Source organism: Nostoc sp. ChiQUE01b (genome assembly GCF_034531255.1).
GTDB lineage: Bacteria > Cyanobacteriota > Cyanobacteriia > Cyanobacteriales > Nostocaceae > Nostoc.
Window position 1 is genome coordinate 125,357 of record NZ_JAVRBM010000001.1, and the last position, 20,189, is coordinate 145,545.

At 42.0% G+C, this 20,189-nt stretch carries 17 protein-coding genes and 1 pseudogene; 7 read left to right on the plus strand and 11 right to left on the minus strand.

Going from position 1 to position 20,189, the window contains the following annotated elements:
* From RMY63_RS00520 to RMY63_RS00530, 3 genes are all read right to left on the minus strand, one after another.
* Positions 1 to 610, minus strand: a 610-nt coding sequence (locus RMY63_RS00520; protein ID WP_322726809.1) for a hypothetical protein, incomplete at its 3' end; no start/stop codon positions are given.
* Positions 611 to 1,243: 633 nt separating this feature from the next.
* Entirely contained in the window at positions 1,244 to 1,933 is a 690-nt protein-coding gene (locus RMY63_RS00525) for a Uma2 family endonuclease (protein ID WP_322726810.1), read from the minus strand.
* A 520-nt stretch (positions 1,934 to 2,453) separates the two neighbouring features.
* Positions 2,454 to 3,122 (minus strand): TetR/AcrR family transcriptional regulator, encoded by a 669-nt coding sequence (locus tag RMY63_RS00530; RefSeq protein WP_322726811.1) that lies wholly within the window; start codon positions 3,120 to 3,122, stop codon positions 2,454 to 2,456.
* 330 nt (positions 3,123 to 3,452) lie between these two features.
* Here RMY63_RS00530 and RMY63_RS00535 point away from each other — a divergent pair, with 330 nt between their 5' ends.
* From RMY63_RS00535 to RMY63_RS00545, 3 genes and pseudogenes are all read left to right on the plus strand, one after another.
* The gene (locus RMY63_RS00535) at positions 3,453 to 4,406 is read left to right on the plus strand and encodes a Rieske 2Fe-2S domain-containing protein (protein ID WP_322727035.1); all 954 of its coding nucleotides are present in this window, start codon (positions 3,453 to 3,455) and stop codon (positions 4,404 to 4,406) included.
* A gap of 70 nt (positions 4,407 to 4,476) precedes the next feature.
* Positions 4,477 to 4,713, plus strand: coding sequence for a hypothetical protein (locus tag RMY63_RS00540; protein ID WP_322726812.1), 237 nt, complete (start codon positions 4,477 to 4,479; stop codon positions 4,711 to 4,713).
* 135 nt (positions 4,714 to 4,848) lie between these two features.
* Positions 4,849 to 5,223: pseudogene (locus RMY63_RS00545) on the plus strand (Uma2 family endonuclease); the annotation flags it as partial.
* A 116-nt stretch (positions 5,224 to 5,339) separates the two neighbouring features.
* Here the strand turns inward: RMY63_RS00545 and RMY63_RS00550 are convergent.
* The 3 genes from RMY63_RS00550 to RMY63_RS00560 all read right to left on the minus strand — a co-directional run bounded on the left by RMY63_RS00550 (position 5,340) and on the right by RMY63_RS00560 (position 8,531).
* Entirely contained in the window at positions 5,340 to 6,575 is a 1,236-nt protein-coding gene (locus RMY63_RS00550; RefSeq protein ID WP_322726813.1) for a DUF445 domain-containing protein, read from the minus strand.
* Positions 6,576 to 6,788: 213 nt separating this feature from the next.
* Positions 6,789 to 7,493 carry a bifunctional demethylmenaquinone methyltransferase/2-methoxy-6-polyprenyl-1,4-benzoquinol methylase UbiE gene (gene ubiE / locus RMY63_RS00555; RefSeq protein ID WP_322726814.1) on the minus strand — a complete coding sequence of 235 codons (705 nt, stop codon included), beginning with the start codon at positions 7,491 to 7,493 and terminating at the stop codon, positions 6,789 to 6,791.
* A gap of 84 nt (positions 7,494 to 7,577) precedes the next feature.
* Entirely contained in the window at positions 7,578 to 8,531 is a 954-nt protein-coding gene (locus RMY63_RS00560; protein WP_322726815.1) for a response regulator, read from the minus strand.
* Between the two features lie 307 nt (positions 8,532 to 8,838).
* Between RMY63_RS00560 and RMY63_RS00565 the strand changes: the two genes are divergently transcribed.
* Positions 8,839 to 9,927: a RuBisCO accumulation factor 1 gene (locus RMY63_RS00565; protein ID WP_322726816.1), complete on the plus strand. Its 1,089-nt coding sequence runs from the start codon at positions 8,839 to 8,841 to the stop codon at positions 9,925 to 9,927.
* Positions 9,928 to 10,404: 477 nt separating this feature from the next.
* Positions 10,405 to 11,178: an aquaporin Z gene (aqpZ, locus tag RMY63_RS00570; protein ID WP_322726817.1), complete on the plus strand. Its 774-nt coding sequence runs from the start codon at positions 10,405 to 10,407 to the stop codon at positions 11,176 to 11,178.
* A 406-nt stretch (positions 11,179 to 11,584) separates the two neighbouring features.
* Here aqpZ and RMY63_RS00575 read toward each other — a convergent pair whose 3' ends face one another.
* The gene (locus RMY63_RS00575; protein ID WP_322726818.1) at positions 11,585 to 12,751 is read right to left on the minus strand and encodes an FAD-dependent monooxygenase; all 1,167 of its coding nucleotides are present in this window, start codon (positions 12,749 to 12,751) and stop codon (positions 11,585 to 11,587) included.
* A gap of 109 nt (positions 12,752 to 12,860) precedes the next feature.
* Here RMY63_RS00575 and RMY63_RS00580 point away from each other — a divergent pair, with 109 nt between their 5' ends.
* Together RMY63_RS00580 and RMY63_RS00585 are read left to right on the plus strand one after the other, a co-directional pair.
* Positions 12,861 to 15,365 carry an ATP-dependent helicase gene (locus RMY63_RS00580; protein WP_322726819.1) on the plus strand — a complete coding sequence of 835 codons (2,505 nt, stop codon included), beginning with the start codon at positions 12,861 to 12,863 and terminating at the stop codon, positions 15,363 to 15,365.
* 243 nt (positions 15,366 to 15,608) lie between these two features.
* Entirely contained in the window at positions 15,609 to 16,349 is a 741-nt protein-coding gene (locus RMY63_RS00585) for a chromophore lyase CpcT/CpeT (RefSeq protein ID WP_322726820.1), read from the plus strand.
* Between the two features lie 119 nt (positions 16,350 to 16,468).
* Here RMY63_RS00585 and RMY63_RS00590 read toward each other — a convergent pair whose 3' ends face one another.
* From RMY63_RS00590 to RMY63_RS00605, 4 genes are all read right to left on the minus strand, one after another.
* Entirely contained in the window at positions 16,469 to 16,594 is a 126-nt protein-coding gene (locus RMY63_RS00590; protein ID WP_322726821.1) for a hypothetical protein, read from the minus strand.
* A 56-nt stretch (positions 16,595 to 16,650) separates the two neighbouring features.
* Positions 16,651 to 18,915, minus strand: coding sequence for a family 10 glycosylhydrolase (locus RMY63_RS00595; protein ID WP_322726822.1), 2,265 nt, complete (start codon positions 18,913 to 18,915; stop codon positions 16,651 to 16,653).
* Positions 18,916 to 19,178: 263 nt separating this feature from the next.
* On the minus strand, positions 19,179 to 19,445 hold the full coding sequence (locus RMY63_RS00600; RefSeq protein WP_322726823.1) for a Precorrin-3B methylase: 267 nt from the start codon (positions 19,443 to 19,445) through the stop codon (positions 19,179 to 19,181).
* 92 nt (positions 19,446 to 19,537) lie between these two features.
* Positions 19,538 to 19,942: a DUF1304 domain-containing protein gene (locus tag RMY63_RS00605; RefSeq protein WP_322726824.1), complete on the minus strand. Its 405-nt coding sequence runs from the start codon at positions 19,940 to 19,942 to the stop codon at positions 19,538 to 19,540.
* Between the last annotated feature and the right edge of the window lie 247 nt (positions 19,943 to 20,189).

Below are 20,189 nucleotides of genomic sequence, written 5' to 3' on the forward strand. Positions count from 1 at the left end.
CAGGACGATATAAAGCAAGGTGGTCGAGTTTACCGCTGTGATCGTAGTCGAAAGCGAAGGCAAGATCGGCTGGTGAACGGAGGTCGTAGCCGCCAATCCCGAACCCAGGATCACCCTGTTGATAGACAGGTGTGAAATTTCCACCGTTATTGCGTAAAATCCAGATTGTTCCAGTCCCAGGACGATATAAAGCAAGGTGGTCGAGTTTACCGCTGTGATCGTAGTCGAAAGCAAAGGCACGATCTGCACTAGACTTTAGGTCGTAGCCACCGATTCCACTCCCCGGATCTCCCTGTGCATAAACCGATGAAAAACTTCCTGCTGTGTTTTTAAGAATCCAGATTGTTCCAGTCCCAGGACGATATAAAGCAAGATGGTCGAGTTTACCGCTGTGATCGTAGTCGAAAGCAAAGGCACGATCTGCACTAGACTTTAGGTCGTAGCCACCGATTCCACTCCCTGGATCTCCTTGTGCATAAACTGCAAAGAACTTAAGCGTCTGCAATGTTAGAGATTGGGCAATCAAAGGTGCGCTTCCTACTGCTGTTACTCCAGTTACAAAACCGCCTGTGATTTTCACAAATTGGCGTCGAGAAAGTTTATCTAACATAGTAAGCTTCCTGTAAAATTAGCAAATTTCAAATTTCTATTGCTAAATTACGTCTAATGTGAATTAAAAACGCCTCTTCTGCCACAAGGGTTTCTAGATTCGCCCAAAATCATTGTTTTGGAACTACCTAGAAAATTACAAGGGTTTCAAGATTTAATTCACATTAAACGTAAATTCATAAATAACGTGAATCTATCAATTCATTTAACTTCTTGATAGATTCACTTCGGGGCTACCATGCTCCCGCGTGAACGCGTGAATTAGCGTGTAATATACAACACTAAAAATGTACAGAACAACATTTAAATGGATATTAGCAGTATGTATAAATTTACAATAGGAGTTAATGCTTAAGAAAATGTAAAGTTTTTAACCCATTAGTGACAAGTTAAAAGCGAGTAAATTTTGTCAATATGTCTAAGTATAGAAACAAATCTGTATAAGAATGTTAAACCAATTCGCAATTCGCAAGCCGGGGATTTAAACCCCTACAACTTTGTTAACAATCAAAAATTCACGCATTAAAGAGAGTTTCAGTCACGGCATTTCCAACCGGAGGCTGGAAACAAGGTTTTAAAGGAGTTTGGCTTAAGTTGACACTAATGAGCAATCCGCTTTACCCCTACTGCGCGGTCATTTACCTGAAAACTGCTGTAACTTTTGCACAAATTCTTGATGTTCAGTGGCAGCTAAACCTGCTTGTAACACAGATAACACCGTTGCCGTTTCTCCTGACAACAAGGCAGATACCGCTAACCACAACCCCGGAAACACCTGACTGCGAATAATTCCCTGCTCATCGTTTGGTAGCGAAACATACTCGTCCGCTTGCAGCCTAAACCAATCTAATTGATTATCTAATGTTCGCCAGACAATATACTCCTGTACTCCATTCCGTCGATAGGTGCGTTTTTTGTCATGTAAATCGATGGCTGCACTGCTTGCTGCCACTTCGATCACCAGTTCGGGTGCGCCTTGGATATAATCATCCTGACTAATTAATGCCTGTTTACCTGGAATGAATAGTACCGCGTCAGGCTGTGGTTCATTATCCGCATCTAAACGCACTGTCGGTTCAATTCCCAAAACAACGCCAGGGGTTGCAGTTTTATAGTTCCACAACCACCCGATCAGGTCTCCATGTGGTTCGCCATGACTTTTAATTCTCAGTGGCGATGCCATGATATACACAACTCCTTCAACCAATTCAGCTTTTCTTAAATGCGGCATTGCCTGATAGCGACGCTCAAATTCGTAGCGAGATAAGCGATCGCCATTTTCCAAAGGTAAAACTGAAATCACTTTTTTAGGAGTTGCAACCATCCTTTTGTCCTCTTTACCCAAATTGTCCAAACTGAATCAAAGTATTCTAATTTAGCAGTGCTGCATCCATTTTACTACCGCACATGAAAAAGCTCTTGTGCAGCGATTAGGGGTGCTTTCCACCACAAGGGACGTTAGTGTTGGCGTAATAACTAAAAGCAATTTTGACACCGTAAGCCTTTCTTAATTTTTGCCAAACGCTGCTATTGGCGTTGCTCTCCTTTGATATATAGCAAGGGACTGGGGACTGGGTGAAAAGTCTTTTGGTGTCTAAGTTTTATCGAAAAAGTAAAGGTTCAAAACCTCGCCCTTAGTGGGCGAAAAAATCCTTGTATCGCAAGGTAGGTTGAAACCCCACCCCTAGTGGGTGGCTTAGTTTAATTGCGAATTGCTCTCTTCGTAGCGGTAGCGTTCGCGCAGCATTTCGTAGAGAGGAACGAGCGTCATTGCGAATTGCGAATTGATTTCATCATCTCTTGATGTCCTAACCACCAAGGCTTGTGCTATAACTCCTAACTCCTCACTCCTCACTTTTAACTTTGATTGCTTGCACACCAGCCAAAATAAAATTAACTGCTGCTTGAGTATGCTGCTCAATCATTTCTGGACTCAGTAGTTGCAAGTCGGGTCTAGTATGCTTGATGTTTTCGTAAGCGTTGAAGTATAAATTACAAACCCCAATAATATGCAGGGTAGTGAAAAATGGATCGATCTGACGAAAACAACCTTCCGCCATCCCCCGCTCTAAAATCTTAATGAGATAGCTAAAATTTTCTTGCCAATTCCCCTGTTTGAAATACTTTCCCTGATTTTGGTTTGCTTCTTGGAACCAAAGCATCCCTCTGTGCGGGTGAGCAGCTTCATAGGCGATCGCTTCTTTGACTAGCAGTTTCAAAGCTTCCTCTGGTGGAAACTGATCCAGATTTAGCTGTCCAAACCCTTCATGCATCTCCACCACCGGACGTTGTAGAACCGCTTGATACAGTCCTTCCTTGCTCTGGAAGTAGTAGTAAATCATCGCTGTGGTGACACCTGCACCTCTAGCAATCGCCTCTATCCGCGCCCCTTGAAGTCCATTTCTGCCAAACTCCGCTTCCGCTGCATCGAGAATCTGCTTTTTCGTCGCCTCTGCATCGCGCACCTGACGCGGCTTTTTAGATGAAAATTTTGACTGCGTTGAACGACCCACATTGCTCCATCATCATAACGAAAATATATTAACTAAAAACTTGGTTAGTAGTTGACACAGAAGATGAAATTTATTAAATTAATAACTAACTAAAAAATTAGTTAACTGTATAGCTTGTCTATGCAGTAGCCGAAGTTAGCCGCTTAAATGCCCGATAGTATTAGTTCGTCTATTGCAGACAAGACTTTAGTTATCCCAATTTACATTAAAAAGAGTGATGTAGAACAGGCGACACCAGTTTGTCTACAACTTTTAAGTTTCAAGATTACGTTACCTTTTGCTAACGCATCTAGCGACTTTTCAAAAAATTATCAAGATTTTGGAGAAAAAATGGAACCAATTTTACCTGGTGCGCCTTGGTTAATTGCGCACAAATCTATATTGGGAGTGAATAAACCCAATAAAATCACATTAAATGGACAAGATTATGTTATCTGGCAAAACCAAAAAGGCGAAGTGTTTGCCCTTGATAACATCTGTCCGCACATGCAAGCGCCATTATCAGACGGCTGGGTTTGTCAAGAGAGAGATACTATTACTTGCCCTTTTCATGCACTAGAATTTGATGGACAAGGCAGGCTACAGCAAGGAGAAAAAAAAGACACTCAGCCAATTACTAAACCATTAGAGCTAATTATTAGCAATGATTGCATTTGGACGTATGCCGGATTTAAGCCAAGATTACCCATCCCAGATTTGCATCAGAAAATTGTCGATAAATACGAGTTTATCGGAGTAACTGGAGACAAAAGTATTCAGGGTGATTTTTTGACTAATCTGATGGTTAACTATGACTATAATCATCAGAATGGTACTCATAAAGAACTATTTAAAATTACATATTGTAATGTAAGTCATTTTGAAGAAAAAGGATACTCTGCGACAGTCAAACAAGAACTGACAAGAGCCAACAACACATTAGGAGAAATTCTCAAAAATCCTATTTTGGGAATCTTCCCTAAAACATTGACTAACACACTCGAATACGCTTTTCCTTCAACTACAGCTTTTTTTGCTAAAACCCCTATTGGTGATATTGCTCAAATCCATATTCTCTACCCGGAAACAGAAAAAATCACCAAGACGTTTATTTTGATGTATGCTAAAGTCGTCAATCCTTTGATGAAATTTCTGTTTAAAAATTCAGTTTTACAAGCAGCAGCTACAGTTATTGAACAGGATACAGGTGCAGTTGAAAGTTTGTATACTCGACAAAAACCAAAAATTAGATTGCCAAATGAAGAGATTATGTTTTACGCAGAAAAACTCTACCACAATTGGTAATTTAGATTTGCAAAGTATAACTGCGCTATACAATTAAATTGTAGCTAATTACTGCTGGAGGTAGTCAAATATGCGGCAGCTAAAATCCGCCGAGTCAATGCCTGGTAGCTATGGCTTGCCCGTCTTGGGGGAGACTTTAGAAATATTTCGGGATTTAGAACTGTATATATGGCGACGATTCCAGCAGTATGGTTCAGTTTTTAAGACGAGGGTCATGGGACGTAAACGTGCTTATTTAATTGGCCCTGATGCTAATCGGCTAGTGCTGGTGGAACAAGCAGAAAATATGTCATCGCGGATAGGCTAGTATTTCCTAGAATCAACATTTGGCAACAATATTTTATTACAAGATGGGGAAGAACATCGGTTAACTCGTCGGTTGATGTATCCAGCATTTCACGGAAAAGCGATCGCTCCAGTTCGTCAGCCTTCTAAAGTTAAGGGCACAGGTTTGGCTTTTGATTCTTCAACGGGTTTCAAACTTCCTAATGGTGCAAATCGCTCTCCAGATGCATCTTGGGTCAGCCGAGAGCGATTACAAGCACTGAATCCAGACCCCGACAAATTTCTTGCGATCGCTCCAGATTTGGCGGTAGAATTACGCTCTGCTTCAGACAGCTTAAAGACTGTGCAACAAAAAATGCAGGAGTACATTAACAACGGTGTGCGTTTAGGATGGCTGATTGATCCGCAAAACCAACAGGTGGAAATTTACCGTCCAGGACAGGATGTTGAGGTTTTGCAATCGCCTACTAGCTTATCAGGAGAGGATATATTACCTGGATTTGTGCTGGATTTAGCACAGATTTTGAGTTAGGCGATCGCTTTTTACTCACATTTCTTCTCAAAAGGCGATCGCTCAATTCTCCTCATTCATAGTTTGACGAAATTGCAACTATAATTTGATCAAATTTTACAAATAAAAACAAAAAATTAATATTGACTTAATATTAAAAATACTGTCTGGAATAACCCGACAATCAAACCTAAAACACCACCTAAAGTCACAATCGCCTGTAATTCATTTTTCACAATTCCTTCAATTGCAGCTTCTAAATCAGCTGGTGAAGTTGATTTCACCCGGTCAACTATCACTTCATCGATTGACAAAATTGGAATAGCCTGTGCCACAATTGCTTCTAAATCTTTTTCCAAATACTTCTCTAAAATTAGAGCCAATTCTTGACTCATAACTTCTAAAGAAGTACTGACAACTGGTGAAGTACTAAGACGATTCAGTAGCACTACAGCAATATTTTGCCAATCAACAGAATCAGTTAATCCTTGTAAAAAATCACTACCACTATTTTGCAGGTAATGGCGGACACTTTCGCGGGTGGTTTTTCGGAGTTGGCGAACCGTACCCATTGGCAAGTTTTGTAATGATAAATTTTGCAGTAATTTCCGAATGCGATCGCGCATCTGCAAATCTTGAGTCAATTCCTGCAAGCGAGTATTAGCAACCTCTTTTTCATCTAAACAAAAAGTTCGTAGCCGTGTCAGAGTATTACGTAAGCCAAACAAATTTGCTACTACCCAATAAGTTCCACTGGTTTTTTCGCGGAAGCCTTCATCGATAATTTGAATCGTGCGATCGGTTAAAAAATCAACTATCGTTTGGCGCAGCAGATCCGGCGGTAAAACTACTTGCAATAACCAATCAGCAAGTCGCGTAGCTTGTTCTTCACTTAGTTGAAATTCCAGCAATATCTGGTCAAAAATTTGATTGATCTGCGCTTCTAAAAAATCTTCACGCCGCGCTAAAACCTTAAGCAATCGTGGCAAAGACTCCCCTAGTAAATCCCGCAAAATTCCCGCTACAATTTTGGCACTTTTCTCGTTTTTATCTCCTTTTATTTGTTCAATTGCCAACCGCAACAACCAGAGAATTGCTGATTGTACGCGTTCTGTTTGCAGCAAACGCCGCGCCAGATTTTGCAATTCTTGTGGTGTCAATAGTGACCCCATGATTGTATTAGAAATGTTCTTAGCCAGACGTTCTTGATTGCGGGGGATCAATCCAGGGGTGAAGGGTACTCTTCGTCCAGCGATATAAATTGCTCGGTAAGGACGGAACAACATTTTGATGGCTATATCATTCGTGAAATAGCCAATAATTCCACCCAGTACCGGGGGAGACACATAAAGCCAAAGATGAGACCAGTCCAAGGGAAGAATTAAGAAAGTTAGGAGTTATGAGAGACGCGATTAATCGCGTCTGTACAAGAGTTAGGAGTTAAGAGTAGAGACGGAATTAATCGCGTCTGTACAAGAGTTAGGAGTTAAGAGTAGAGACGGAATTAATCGCGTCTGTACAAGAGTTAGGAGTTAGGAATGATAAATTTTAAATGAGAATTTATCACTACTGATAATTCATAACTTTTAACTAATAACTCCTAACTTACTAAGCACTAGCACTCCCATCATACCGTTCGCAATGGGGTAGTGTGTGGCAACTGCAAAACCAACTTGATGAGCTAACTCTATTTGCTCTTTACCGATGGGAAACCGATCTAAGCTGGGACTGATGTAAGCATATTCTTCTTTTAAGCCTAAATAATTGGCAACTGGTACCACGAAACCGTCCAGATACCACTGTTGAAAGGCACGTAGCTGAGGATTACTCGGTCGATGAAAGTCTAAAATTGCGACTTTAGCTCCGGGCTTCAAAACACGGTATAACTCTTGGAGACTCCGAGGAATATCTTTAACATTTCTTAAACCATAGCCCATTGTTGCGGCATCAAATTGGTTGTCGTCAAAGGGTAAATTGAGGACATCAGCTTCTACCCAGCTGATAGTAGGTTGGGGGTACTGCCAATGTGAGCGTTCTTTAGCTTTTTCTAGCAGGTTTGGAGAAAAATCTACACCATATACCTGTCCTGTTGCTCCGATACGCCGTGCCAAACGTAAAGCTAAATCACCACTACCGCAACACAAATCTAATGCAGTATCTCCTGGTTTAGCTGCACTCCATTTTACTGCCATTTCCTTCCAGATTCGATGCTGTCCCAGACTCAACCAATCGTTCAACTGGTCATAAACTGGAGCAATACGGTTAAAAATGGACTGAATTTCGTTAGTCATTGGTCAATAAGTCATTAGTGCTTGGTCATTAGTCATTAGTCATTTGTCAAGGATAAAGGACAAATGACAAAGGACAAATGACAACTACACAGTGGTTTGATGGCGACTACTAGTAAGAGCGATCGCCACTAGTTGTGCTGATAAATTAATTAGCACTAATTCATCTTCTCGCAAAGTGCAAGGTTGTTTCCACTGGAGCGACAATACACCCAAAAGTTGATGGCGGTAGCTAATTGGGATCACTAAATGTGCTTGCACACCCGTATTTTGGTAGTGAATCGCATCAACTAATTTAGTGTCTTTCAGTACATTTAAGGAAACTTGCATTTGTCCCGTGGCGATCGCTTCCCTAGTTAGTGGGTCTTGAGATAGCCAATTTTCTATTGTACCTGTATCGCTGTAAGTTCCTTGAGTTGCAACCAGAGTATTTCCATCTGTAAGTTGTAAAATACAGCCGTCTGCCCCAAAAGTTTCACTCACAGCCCTAGCAATGGGAGCAAGAGTTTCTTCTAAGCTAGAAGCGGCTTGAGTTAGCTGTACCAAAACACTCAGCAGCGCCATTTGAGCATGAGCACGGCGTAATTCTTCTGTCCGTTGCTTGAGCAAGTCGTAGGTTTCTGCTGCTCTTTGCACCACAGCCTTCAGTTCCCCTGGGTCCCAAGGCTTGGTAATATATTTGTAGACTTGTCCGGCATTAATCGCTTCTACCAAGTCTTCAATATCAGTAAATCCGGTAAGAATTATTCTCACTGTATCGGGAAACTGAGGTACAGTCTTGCTGAGAAACTCAGTTCCTTTCATTTCTGGCATCCGTTGATCGGAGATAATCACTGCTACCTCGCCTTCTGCTGCCAAAACTTGTAGGGCGTTTACCCCACTATCAGCTTTCAGAACATTAAAGTCGCGTCGAAATGTGCGATAAAGTAGATCGAGATTATCTGGCTCATCGTCAACTACCAGGATTTTCAGCTTTTTTGGTCGTTCGAGAGTCATAACTTGAGATTGGACTTTATCAATTTCGAGATTAGGTTTATCCATAAGATATTTCCTTTAAATATTTACTCTCTTGTTATATTCCATACCAAGTTTAGTTGAGAATAGCCGAAAGTTGCCAAGGGTTTATACGGAGTTATTCTGCATATTTGAGAACGCTAATAGCGATCGCTACAGAGGAAATTTGTCTAAATATCTGAATTAAAAAATGTTGCGCTATAAAAATCAGCTAAATTAGCGAAACTATGGCAGTTTTGATCGTGAATGAAGGTGTAGGTCTGGGTATAGATTAGAATAATACTTGCTCATGAGGTGTTAATTAGCCTCTCAAGTTGAAGCTCACACTCCGATTATGACTGATTTACCACCCAACACTCAGAATCCCGAAGATAATACTACTAACGATGTAGCACAAGAGTTACTGCGAAGGCTGAGGCAAAAACAAGGCAACTGGGTGGAATGGGGAACCGCGATCGCCTCGTTGTTAAAAATCGGTTACAACCCTCAAGAAATTTTTGAGGCGACTGGATTTGAGCCGATTCAACAAAATCAGGTGGTTGTTGGTTCTCAAGTTTACAATTCTTTAGAAAAGTTTGGAGTATCGCCAGAAACGCGATCACACTATGCCACACGCGGCAGCGATGTTTTATATGAACTGCGTTTACTGACTCAAGAAGAACGCGCCGCCGCCGCCGAACTAATCTTCGTTCACAATGTTGATGCTGATGAGGCACGGGATATAGCAAAAGCAATTAAAGAGTTCTCCTATTTCCGCACTTTACCAGAAGGGTTTTCTGCCCATCCTGGGGATGCTGTCGCTCACCAAGTTTGGAAACTGGCACGCCAAAATGCAGATTTACAACAGCGATCGCGCCTAATCGCCAAAGGTTTGCGTTTTGCTCACACACCAGCAGCAAGGCAAAAAATCGAACAGTTACTGACTGATTTTACTACCGTTCCCCAGCGTCCAGCGCCGATTTTACCGTTTTACCGCCTGGAATTTGAAGAACAGTTACCCCGAATCTTGCCTGTAGTAGGCGAGTTGCCATTATCACGGCAAGACTTGCAAGCTGTGCCCATACTGACAGAAATTGAACCATTTCGGATGGTCAAGTTTTCTGGAGAGCAAGCTTGGGTGCCGTTACCAGGTTGGCAAGTGTTGTTGGCGGCAGAAGATCCAGTAGTGATTTTAGCAAATAGCGATCGCTTCTCCATGCAAACCCAAAGCCAAACGGAGCCAGTCTTAGTTGTGGTAGATCGTGCCCAACGAGAATGGGATGCCTCTAGCTACTTTGTGGTTGAAAATGGTGGTGAATTAGATTTTCAATGGTTTGAAACTGAGCCAGAAATTCCTCTACTAGGACAAATTATGATCATTGTACGTCCGAAAAAAATTCTGGATGAAGAATTAACTAAGGATTCCTGGCAGATTGACGAATAAATTCAATTTTAGAGGAGCTAACTGCGTAACACTCCCACAACTTCTGGTTTGGGAGTGTTGAAGATTAAACTAACTGGAGCAGAAATCTCAACCCGATTGAGTTAATGAAAATCGTCGGTTGATTTGAAGAACTAAGCCCAACATTTTTGATGATTTGTTGGGTTTGCCTTGATACCATTACTAAATAAGCAAGCTACGCAGTTTAAGGTTTTTGAAGCTAAGACCAACCGGATTGCAACAAATTTATTATGAGAGCAAAATTATTAAGAAATTAAGTATTTTCTTTGTTATTTTAGCTTTTGCTGTATTTTCATATTTTATCATCCACAATTAACTATTGAGAAAAAAATTCCTATTTTTTTCGATTTAGTTTCATAACGCAACAAAGGCAATAGATTTGCTGTTGACAGGAATGACTTAAACATTGTGTAACGTAACTATCACTCATTATGTAGCGGAACAAGGAATTTCCCAAAAATGTCTCTTACAAAACGTTGCTTGGCAGAATTTATCGGCACATTTTGGCTTGTTTTAGGTGGCTGTGGTAGTGCTGTTCTAGCCGCAGCCTACACAGCAGATGCTGCGAAAATCAGCGAGAATACTTCTTTTCCATTGGGTATTGGATTAGTAGGTGTATCTTTGGCATTCGGGCTTACTGTCCTCACAGGAGCTTATGCTCTTGGTCATATTTCTGGTGGTCATTTCAATCCAGCTGTTTCCTTTGGACTGTGGGCAGGTAAGCGCTTTCCGGGATCTGACTTACTACCTTATATCGTCTCTCAAGTAATCGGTGCAGTTGTTGCTGCGGGCATTATCTACCTGATTGCTAGCGGCAAAACTGGATTTACCCTGACTGGCTCTAACCCATTGGCTACCAACGGTTACGGTACTCATTCTCCAGGTGGTTACACGCTGTTTGCTTGCTTAATTAGTGAAGTTGTGATGACTTTCATGTTTCTATTGATTATTTTGGGTGTAACTGATAGGCGTGCCCCTAAAGGATTTGCACCACTGGCTATTGGTTTTGGACTCACCTTGATTCACCTAATTAGCATTCCTGTAACCAATACCTCGGTTAATCCCGCCCGTAGTACTGGAGTTGCTCTATTTGCAGGTGTAGAACTCTTTTCGCAAGTCTGGCTGTTCTGGATAGCTCCGATTTTGGGGGCTATTTTAGCAGGATGGTTGTATGTAGCTGTTTTTAGTGAATCAACTGTGGACGAACGGCAAAACATCAAAGAGCTAGTCTAAAAATCATTTTCAACTGTAGGAGTTGACCCGTATTTCTGGTTTTTATAGCAGTTCATTAAAACGGGCAATAGTTGGATCTGCATTGTTCCTATAATCAATCTTAAGATGAAGCTGCGTACGCGCACCCCAACATAAGCATCGCTTGAGATTTCGTTTTTGGACTTCTTAACAATCCCCTGAGTAAACAAATAATGCTTGGCTAATTTGTTCAGTCAGGGGATTGACATAATGTTTAATTGATTGCCCAGAGATTGCTACTCAATGCCAGGATATTCTTGTGGCTTTCCCACTGACGAAGACACTAATTAGTTTTGTGTATCGCATGAACCGGAAGAATGACCGTAGTCCGGCGCGATCGCTAGCCAATTACTCTTGCTCACAACCAACTTTAAGAACTAACATAAAATCAGTATTTATCGAGTTTCAAGCTAACTCTGTAAGCATGAATAGCTCTATAGTCATTGTCAAACTGTTGTGACAACAACTTCATTAATGTATTTCTTACTGCCACAACAATAGGATTCTCTAATTGAGCAACTTTTCCTATTAGTAAAGATTGTTCAACAATCTTTCTGGTGCGAACTAGCCGCAGCGATTCGTATTGGCGCAAAGCTTCTGCGGGGTCTGAATGTTCTAGCAAACACTGGGTAACGACCAGCGCATCTTCAATTGCCATGCACGCCCCTTGTCCCATCGTTGGTAGAGTTGGGTGTGCGGCATCACCAAGCAACGTGATGTTTGAAAAGCTCCATTTGGGAATCGGTACACGGTCATAAAGATCAGTCTTCAGAATACTGGTTTCATCAGTTGCAGCAATGAGTTCAGGAATGGGGGTAGGCCAATCTTGAAAAATTTCCTGAAGTTCTTGCTTGCGACCTACAGGTGCGTCGGATTGTCCTTCTGCGGCTTTGGATGCTACATACCAATACATTCGCCCTTTACCAATCGTCACAAATCCGAAGGCTTTGCCGGAACCCAGAAATTCACAGATGTATCCACGTTTATAAGTGTTAGGTATGTAATTCGTCAGCCCTCGGTACGATGTCATCCCACGATAAATCGGTTTTACTTGACCAAACAGTTGCGATCGCACTTTTGATCTGAGTCCATCGGCTCCAATCAATACATCGCCGATCTCTGCTAAACCGCCAGTAAAATAGGCACGAACTTTGTTTTCAACTGGCTCGAAACGCTCAAATGTCTGACCCAAAATAAAATGCTCACTCGACAGTTTCCGGCAGAGCAGCGAGAGCAAATCAGCACGATGGATGGCTACAGCTGGCACTTCAAAATGATTGATGCAGAGGTTCATTAATTCTTTGCCCATCTGGGAGAAGAACTGATAATTGGTAATTGGATCGCTCTGGCGTAACACATCGTCCAACACGCCTAACTCCTTTAGGACATGGGTAGCGTTCGCCCAAAGCGCAACTCCTGCCCCAACTTCGCGTAATGTTGCCGTGCGCTCGTAAACAATGGGTTCAAATCCAGCCCCGTAAAGAGCAAGCGCGGTTGCAGTGCCACCGATGCCACCGCCAACCAAAATAATTTTCTTTGTTGTTAGTATCTTCATATAGCTATTAGCTAATTCGTTTGTAATTAAATATTTGTCACCACAGATAAACACCAATGATTTTTCATATCTGCGGTTTTGGATTAAATCCCAAATTTAAAATTTTATAATGTCAGACACTAATTTTACTGCTGCTTTACCTCCAGAATCACTCCACCCAGAATTATCTGGGCTTCTGCCTGTGTCATTCCTACGGGCAGAAGCCATAGCACGCATCCGCAACGGTCTACGCCCTGGACAACAACAAATGGCTGACTGGCAATCTGGCCCACTAGCTATTTCAGCCGTTCCTGGTGCAGGCAAATCTACGGGGATGGCGGCGGCGGCAGCGATCGCGATCGCCCGTCAATATGAGCGTTCATCCTCGCGCCGTCAATTGGTAGTTGTCACCTTTACTCGTTCAGCTGCTGCCAATATTAAAGCGAAGATTCGCAAATTCTTACGAGATGATTTATCTTTACCTCAGACGGGCTTTTTTGTCTATACCCTACATGGTCTAGCGTTGAACATTGCCAACCGCCATTCTGATTTGTCGGGTTTGCAGTTAGAAAATGTCATATTAATTACACCAACTCAAAGTCACCGTTTTATCCGAACAGCTGTAGAACAATGGATTGCAAATAATCCAGGAGTATATTTGCGGTTATTAGAAGGTCATCAATTTGACGGAGAAGAGACAGAAAGATTGCGTCGCCAATCAGTGCTACGAACAGAAGTATTGCCGGAATTGGCTAATACGGTAATTCATGAAGCAAAAAGTTCTGGGATATCGCCAGAAAAGTTACGGGAGTGGAGCAAACAAACCACAGACGAATATGCAATTTTGAGTGTAGCAACGGGATTGTATGAGCAATATCAAAACTTAATGCGATCGCGTGATTTCATTGACTACGATGATATGATTTTAGCTGCACTGCACGTTTTAGAAAACGACAGTGCCCGTCGCATCGAGCAAAACCAAGTTTTCGCCGTCTTTGAAGACGAAGCTCAAGATTCTAGCCCCCTACAGACGCAGTTGTTAGAAATTTTGGCAAGCGATGGGGGATATGGCAAAGCGAGGGGAGATGAGGGAGATGAGGGAGATAACTCTTCACTCCTAACTCCTAACTCCTCACTCCTAACTCCTCACTCCCCACTCCCCACTCCCCACTCCCCACTCCCCACTCCCCACTCCCCACTAAACTTAGTCCGAGTTGGCGACCCCAACCAGGCAATTAACTCTACCTTTACTCCCGCCGATCCGATTTATTTCCGGCAATTTTGCGAAGAGTGCGATCGCATCGAACGATTGGCAACGATGGATCGAGCTGGTCGCAGTACTAGAATTATCATTGAAGCCGCTAACTTTGCCCTCAAATGGATCAATAATCAGTGGTTAGCAACAACTAAAACCAACAACAAACAACAGACTCCTGACAACCGACAAGTACCATTTCGTTTGCAGACAATTCGCCCTGTAGAAATTGGCGATCCGCAAGCTAACGCCAACCCCGCACCCGTAGGACGAGGATTGGAACTTTACACCCCGCGTGACATTCATCACACAGTTGAATTGTTATCTCAAAGAGTAATTGAGTTATTTGGTGAAGACCCAACAAAAAATAGTGCCGCGATTTTAGTCCGAGAAAATCGTCAAGGACGCTGGTTAGCAGAGGCTCTGACAGATGTATGCAAAGAGCATAAAATTACACTTTACGATGTCGGAGAACGCGATCGCCGTTCCCATGTCCCCCAAGAAATTTTAGCATTATTGCAATTTTGCGATCGCCCCCACTCCCCCGATTACCTCAAAGCCGCCCTAGAAGCATTAGTACAGCGCCAATTAATTCCTACCCAAGACCTCAACGCCCTTGCTAGTCTGCCAGAAGAGTTTTTGTATCCTGGCCCCCTAACAGAATCCCAGCCAGAAACAGTACAAAAAGCTGCCCGCTTATGTCGCAGCTTACTCCGCGCTCGTTTAGAATTGCCTCTTTACCAGCTAATTTCCTTTCTCGCCTTGACCTTAAATTACGACCAAGCAGAATTGGCAACTGCTGATAAACTCGCAGAACGGGTAAACCAGCAGATAGCTGGTAATAATTCGATGGGGGGAATGCTTTCAGCTTTAAGTGAAATCGTTAGTTCCGAACGGTTTGAACCAGTGGAAACCGAGGATTCGGAAGAACGTTATACCCGTCGTGGTCAACTGACGATTATCACTATGCACAAAGCTAAAGGGCTAGATTGGGACTATGTGTTTCTTCCCTTTCTGCACGAAAACTTGATTCCTGGCAGATTTTGGGTTCCTCCCCAAAGCCAATTTTTAGGCGATTTTACCTTATCAGAAGTAGCCCGCGCCCAAATTCGCGCTACTCTCCACGAAGAATCTATCATACCAGATGTAAGTCAGGCATGGGAGGTGGCAAAGAATTTGAAAATATCTGAAGAGTATCGTTTACTCTATGTTGCCATGACACGAGCAAAGCTTCTGTTGTGGATGTCTGCAGCGCAGAAAGCCCCCTTTACTTGGAGTAAACCAGACAATTTACAAGAACAAGCGCCTTGTCCAGTGTTTCCAGCATTAAAACGCCAATTTCCTGAATGTGTGGTGAATTTAGCGGCAATCAGCAAATAAGTATAATTGGCTTAATCTGGAAAGTGACACAAGAGGGTTATTAGCCAACAGCCAAGAAATTTATTTCATGGCGGAAGATGGGGCTTGATGGTGTAAATTATACCAATTCTCTAAAATTCGGTAACAGATTCAAACCTTGAAACCCAGACACCATCAGAATTTATTAATTGCGAATTGCGAATTGCGAATTGGTATTATTTGTCCATAAGTCTGTAATCTGCTCTTGTTGGAGTCCAAACCTCTATGCATTTACTCAAAGTATCAATTTTGACATTTTTAGTAACAACATTTTCATTTCTTCAACAAAGCCGTGCTGATACCAGTGCGCCACCAATTAAGATACAGGTTCGGGAAGTAGCACAGTGGTTTACTGGTTTTTTTGATAATGCCCAACAGATTGCTAATAGACCCTCTGTGCCATTAATCACTATGTCAAATTGTAGTGTGCAACTGGATGATACTAATCCTTTGGCTGACACACAAAATGTTTATCTAGAGCAAGAAAGCCCAGGTTTTGAGCGGCTACGCCTTTATTCTTTTAATGAAGGAAATTCTGCTGTGAATCTAAGTATTAGCAGCTTTTTAAATGAAAATACTGTACGCGGGTTGTGCAATCATTCTCAGTCTAGGCGACAGCTTAGTATTAACAATGTCGAGAAGAACACCTGTAATCTGCAATTATTTTGGGAACCGAACAGCTACATTGGGAATAACGCTCCCAATGGCTGTATAACAAGTAATGGCTTCAAAGTGGTTTCCGATGTAACTATTGAACAGAGTAGCATCGACTCCTTAGACAAAATTTTTGACAACAAAGGCAATTTACTTGTGGCCACACCCATCGAATTCCGTCGAGTTAATTCTGTTCCAGAACCCTCTGTCACATTCGGGTTGCTGGCTTTGGGAATTTGGAGTACAAAAAATGCAATTTCAGATCGGCGAAAACAGAAATCAAAAAAGAATAAAACCTCTGTTTCAAGTTAGCGATAGCAGCGTGGTTTCATCCGAAAAAATAAAAATACATACAGCAGATTGCAAGTAAATGAGGTACAAAATTTAGGACTGATTCATCAGATATAAAGAGTTTCTACCTCCTGCCTCCCTTAAAAGTGCTGAGTGCTGAGTGCTGAGTCAAGAGTTTTTAATTCTCCCCCTGCTCCCCCTGCTCCCCCTGCTCCCCCTGCCCTCTTCTTGCCTCCTGCCTCAAAACCCGTAACTTTGTACTTCATGCAAATGAAAACTGCTGTAAGTCTTGATTTCTCGTTTTGTGTCTTTACTTTTCTTCTTACCGCCGACTGCGAAAACCCTGTTTACCATTAACTTGGTCAAAGAGTACATCGTATTTATCAAACAAGGCAATTCCAGGATTTACAAATATAGTCTGTTCTGCTTGTGGCAAGATACTCAAATTCCAGCGATTAAATCCGTCACGGGTTCCTGGTCTCAAACTGTAATCAAAAATGCCATTAATCCCTACTTTCACAGTATTTGCTGACCCTAATACTCCTGGTTTTAGTTTACCTGCTGTAGAAGCTGACTTGAATTCAGTCAAGCCATTAATAGTTCCAGTATCAGCGATCGCTTTGCTATTACACGAATTTTTCGCAGAACTCCCAGCAAGAGTTAAACAAACTTTGCTCAGTCGAGAGTCCCATCTTTTACCGGGTACACCATTAATTTCGGGTTGTTGACTCCAAGAAGCCATTTTGAAACCTGCTTGATTCTCAGCAGTTAAACCGAGAATTAGGCTGCCATTGTTGTTACTACCACCATTGCCAACGACAATAAATCCGTTATTCAGATTGCCTGGTAATTTTCTCAACGGGTTATAAGGAAGTGATTTTTCAAAATAGTTAACACCGATAATTCCAGAAAATGGTACACCACTATTTGCTGAACATTTAGGTTTTTGGGCAGTACATTGGCGACTAGTAACAACTTGTACGGGAATAGGTTCGGCGGTGGGAATCAAACCAAAGCGGACATTAGTGTAAACTAATTCTCCTTCCAGGATAGTACCATCACTTAATACTTCCTTGATATTTTGACCTGTTCTTTGGATCGGAGAATTACCTAAAAACTCTTTGGGAACTCTTAGCCCTGCTGACCCTGTATCTAATAAAATACGTTTTGGTTGACCATTTGCGATCGCAACTTCCAAAAAATAGCCGCGAACACGTTGCCCAAGGGAAGGTTTGGGATATAAAGGTAAGCTTATGGTGTTAAAAGTTGGCTTACGGAGTGTATTTTGCGAGATATTGCGCAATACTGAATTTGGGAAAAGAGCCGCAAATGCAGACTGGCGTTGCGCTGCTGGTTCCGGGGCAATATCCCAAAGGCTTTCGTAGTAGAAAAAGCCGATACCTAAACCGCGTTGTTGCACTGCTTCTACCTGGGATTGGATTTGTGCTATAGAAACTGGGCGATTTCGTAACCCTGCCATAATACCGATACCAGTTGGGATGATTTGTTGGGTTTCTAAAATTTCTGGGCGGGTAATTTGAGCGATAAAACTTTCCACATCATTACGGTACACCTGCATAATCAACTCATCGACAATACCCAACCGTACCCAGTTGAGCCAGTCTTGCAGTTGCGTTTTATAGGCGAAATTATAGTAATTAGGAGCAACTGAAAAAATAGCATTCGGTTTTCTGGCTTTCACGGTTTGGTAAAGGTCTACCATGAAGGCAGTAATTTTATCTGCCCGCCATTTTATCCATGCCTGGGCTTGGGCATTGGGTGGAGGAGGATTGCCAGTTTCTTGAGTATATAGATTTATCGTGTACTTATCGTAACCAAAATCCACAGGTAAACTCATGTGGTCGTCAAATTGAATGCCATCAGCATCGTATTTAGTGATAACTTCCACGACAAGTTCCCTGATAAAATTTTGCACTTCCGAGTGAAAGGGATTCAACCACGCTACTTCACCCGCAGCACTAATTGAAGTTTGGGTTCCATCCCCTTTTTGGGTTAGCCAATCTGGATGCTGTGATGCGAGTTCCGAAGTTAGAGGAACCATAAAACCAAATTCAAACCAAGGTATTGCTAGTAACCCTTGTCTGCGGGCTTGAGTAATAATGTCTGCAATTACATCTTGTCCATCTATTCCCTTGAAGAAAAAGGGGATATCCTTTTTCTGCATAATGGCACTGGGGTATTGTGTATAACCATCATTCCAGACTACGGGATAAACAGTATTAAAATTTAACTGCTGTAGTTGGCTCATGGCTGCTTGCACCTGTGAACGATTTCTAAAAACGCTAAAATCGTTACCACTTAGCCATACCCCTCGAATTTCCTGACGAGGTTGAGAAGGTAGTTGGGCAACGGCAGGGGCAAAGCTGTTTAGTAGCAATACTAGAAAGAATGATATCAGACATAATAATGGCAGCAGACGCTTTTTCAAAAGCCACGGCGATGTCTGTTGACTCGCTACGTGTAGCTTGCTTAGACCTAGTAGTATCCGTCTGTGTATAGGCTTAAATAGTAAGTTAGTTAGAGTTGGATTAATTGCTCTACTTTTTTCCCAAAACTGAGTTGTCATTACTTCTGCTTACTAAATGAGGTTAATTGGTTATATTTAATACCATATAAACGTTAAATTACTACATCAGAAAAACTGATGCAGTAATTTAGCTGCAAGATATTTGACGCAGTTATCAGGTTAGTGGTGCCAAATAGAAATGTTTCAAATGTAAGCTGTAATCGAGATGCTGTAATAAAATTTATTGTTGTGCCATCGTCAAACCCATGAATTTCAAACCTCACCAAAATACTTTTGACGACAAACTAAGCGCAAGTATTGGACTATTTTGATTTTCGTGCTGACTTTGGCGGCGTTCGGTGTGCACCAAAATATTTCTCACTTCGGTAACGCAACCACACCCGCAATACTTGCGGAATCTGGTCTTTTTGTTCCTTAGTCAGAATGTTGTAAAGGGCTAAGGCGCGATCGCGTTCGCCCCGACAAGCAGCATTGTTGTGAGCATCCCAATAGCTACGGGCTACTCGAATCCGCCGACAGACTTCTTTAATCAGTGCGTCTCCCATAAGTGGAGTATCTTGCTTGGTCATACTCAAATGCTAGAAATTTCTTATGCCATCCTAGCGAGTCAGATTTATCTTGACACTTCAAATTTCAAGCTGGCTGATTTCACTGAGTTAATTCATTGCTGTTCCTTATGGTTATCCAACCAGATAAGGGGTAGAGCAATAATGCTAGGCAATGACTGAAGTAGAAAAGCTGTTGGGCGTCCTAAGCTAATGCTGCCGTAGATTCCCGCAACAAATGCACACACCAGAATAAAGACCGCAGGCTTGACTTTTGGTATCTTAGGATTCATCGCTAGTAATCCCCAAAGCGCACCAGCACTGAGAAAGCCATTGTAGAGACCTACATTGTGGGCAAGGATTTCGGCTTTCTGCGCGATTGTGAAACCTCCAAGCAATGTTTCTTGCACGAAAGAGGTTTGCCACAAAAACATCTCAGCTACTAGAAAAAACAGATGAACAACCACAGCCCAAACCAGACAAAAGTTGATCCAATACTTAGGAATACTTAGAAAGTTCATGTAATTTTCCCAGAGGGATTAGTTTTAAAAGTATATAGTTTATCAGGGTTTCAAGCTTTTCATTCTACCGCCTCGTCTGACTCTCAGTTGCTAATTCTAAGTAGTCAAGCTCAAATATGCAGAGCATCTTAGCTTTTATACTGACATACATTAGCAGATTTGTAAGATTTATGACAATGTTTTGTTTTGAGCAAACGAAATCGAGCAGATTGAAAGCCTGTGTGTCTTTACCCAACAAACGTTAATG

What these genes read in the sequence shown, in the direction of transcription:
- RMY63_RS00525 (WP_322726810.1), bottom strand. Translation starts at nt 1,933, where the DNA reads ATGGTTGCAACTCCTAAAAAAGTGATTTCAGTTTTACCTTTGGAAAAT.
- RMY63_RS00540 (WP_322726812.1), top strand. Translation starts at nt 4,477, where the DNA reads ATGCGGCAGCTAAAATCCGCCGAGTCAATGCCTGGTAGCTATGGCTTG.
- RMY63_RS00600 (WP_322726823.1), bottom strand. Translation starts at nt 19,445, where the DNA reads ATGACCAAGCAAGATACTCCACTTATGGGAGACGCACTGATTAAAGAA.
- RMY63_RS00590 (WP_322726821.1), bottom strand. Translation starts at nt 16,594, where the DNA reads ATGAAGTACAAAGTTACGGGTTTTGAGGCAGGAGGCAAGAAGAGGGCA.
- RMY63_RS00595 (WP_322726822.1), bottom strand. Translation starts at nt 18,915, where the DNA reads ATGACAACTCAGTTTTGGGAAAAAAGTAGAGCAATTAATCCAACTCTA.
- RMY63_RS00585 (WP_322726820.1), top strand. Translation starts at nt 15,609, where the DNA reads ATGCATTTACTCAAAGTATCAATTTTGACATTTTTAGTAACAACATTT.
- RMY63_RS00565 (WP_322726816.1), top strand. Translation starts at nt 8,839, where the DNA reads ATGACTGATTTACCACCCAACACTCAGAATCCCGAAGATAATACTACT.
- RMY63_RS00535 (WP_322727035.1), top strand. Translation starts at nt 3,453, where the DNA reads ATGGAACCAATTTTACCTGGTGCGCCTTGGTTAATTGCGCACAAATCT.
- ubiE (WP_322726814.1), bottom strand. Translation starts at nt 7,493, where the DNA reads ATGACTAACGAAATTCAGTCCATTTTTAACCGTATTGCTCCAGTTTAT.
- RMY63_RS00560 (WP_322726815.1), bottom strand. Translation starts at nt 8,531, where the DNA reads ATGGATAAACCTAATCTCGAAATTGATAAAGTCCAATCTCAAGTTATG.
- RMY63_RS00575 (WP_322726818.1), bottom strand. Translation starts at nt 12,751, where the DNA reads ATGAAGATACTAACAACAAAGAAAATTATTTTGGTTGGCGGTGGCATC.
- RMY63_RS00605 (WP_322726824.1), bottom strand. Translation starts at nt 19,942, where the DNA reads ATGAACTTTCTAAGTATTCCTAAGTATTGGATCAACTTTTGTCTGGTT.
- RMY63_RS00580 (WP_322726819.1), top strand. Translation starts at nt 12,861, where the DNA reads ATGTCAGACACTAATTTTACTGCTGCTTTACCTCCAGAATCACTCCAC.
- aqpZ (WP_322726817.1), top strand. Translation starts at nt 10,405, where the DNA reads ATGTCTCTTACAAAACGTTGCTTGGCAGAATTTATCGGCACATTTTGG.